The 1127-nt window shown below is 62.3% G+C and carries 2 protein-coding genes; both read right to left on the bottom strand.

Going from position 1 to position 1127, the window contains the following annotated elements; all coding sequences use genetic code 11:
• Positions 1-323 precede the first annotated feature (323 nt).
• The gene (locus tag IEZ19_RS49930) at positions 324-641 is read right to left on the bottom strand and encodes a hypothetical protein (RefSeq protein WP_229841754.1); all 318 of its coding nucleotides are present in this window, start codon (positions 639-641) and stop codon (positions 324-326) included.
• Positions 642-898: 257 nt separating this feature from the next.
• Positions 899-1051, bottom strand: coding sequence for a hypothetical protein (locus tag IEZ19_RS49925; protein WP_189317978.1), 153 nt, complete (start codon positions 1049-1051; stop codon positions 899-901).
• Positions 1052-1127: the final 76 nt, after the last annotated feature.

Raw genomic sequence — 1127 nt, 5'->3', positions numbered from 1 at the left:
CCCGCCCGTGCCGTCACCGCCTCACACCGAACTCCTTGACTGAATCAAGCAACGGCATTGCGGTCGGGCCTCATCCTTATCAGGTCGATCACGGCGTATCGGACGTTGATCAACTCGCACTGAACCTCGGCTGATCATCCGCTCAGGTTCGGCGCCGACCGTTACTGTACGCGCCTGTTGGTGTCAGCCGCTGATGTCACCCACTAGAGGCAGCCCTGGCAGATATACCCCGCCCGTCACTCGTGCAGGTTAGGCAGCACTAGCTAGAGCTGATCACGCTGAAGCTACGCGAAGGCGTAAACGGTATGTTGAAGAAGCGCATATCACGCTTCTTCCAAAGCCTCCCCGAACTCACGCAGCGCTTTGCCGTGGCGGCTGCGGGCTAGTTCGTGCCCGACACCTATGGCGAGCGCGACCGGCCATTCGATGAGTTCGAGTGCCGTAAGGACGCCGAGGCCCGCTAGGAACGCGAGCTGGTCTCTGGGCGGCAGCTCAAGTCGCAGATCGCCTATGCGGACAGCCACCGAATTGCCCGAGACGACGTGTTCAGCTGCAGCGCGGGGCCCATGGGACCTCATGATCGAAACCGGCGCGCTGGAAGGCGCCGTTTCGGGGCCTGTCTTGCTTGCTTGCGCGGTCATGACTTATTCCGTTTCATCGGCTGGTGCCGGGCATTCGCTCGACGTCCCGCTTCCACGCTAGCTCGATAAGGCATGATGCCCCAGTTTGGAAGATCGCGTACGCGGATGGGCGCTGACCTGGCGAGACGGTGACCTGCGCGTTCCTGGAACGCGCGCCGTCGTTCCCCCTTGTTCCCCGCCACTCGCCGTCCGATCGGGCACGCAGGGGACATGTGCGGGTCATGTCCCTTCTTGTGTCCTTCTTGTGGTTTAGCCGATCAATCAGTGGTCGTGTTGGGGGTGTTGGGTAGCTCGGGAGCGCTGTCGGGGCGCTCGGCGGGGTAGAGCTGGTCCATGCTTCCCTCGGGCAGGTAGCGGCGGGGGAAGGCGATCCACACCCGCATCACCAGCCTCGTCCAGGCCGTCCTCACCCTGCACCTGACCTGCTCAGAAGCCGTATCTCAACCGAACTTGATCGTTTGATTCCTGCTGGTCAGGCATGGTTTC

Source organism: Streptomyces brasiliensis, assembly GCF_014647875.1.
Taxonomy (GTDB): Bacteria; Actinomycetota; Actinomycetes; order Streptomycetales; family Streptomycetaceae; genus Streptomyces; species Streptomyces brasiliensis.
This window is presented reverse-complemented; position numbering and strand designations above follow the sequence as displayed.

Excerpts from the sequence above, each read along its gene's own strand:
- IEZ19_RS49930 (WP_229841754.1), bottom strand. The coding sequence starts at position 641 with ATGACCGCGCAAGCAAGCAAGACAGGCCCCGAAACGGCGCCTTCCAGC.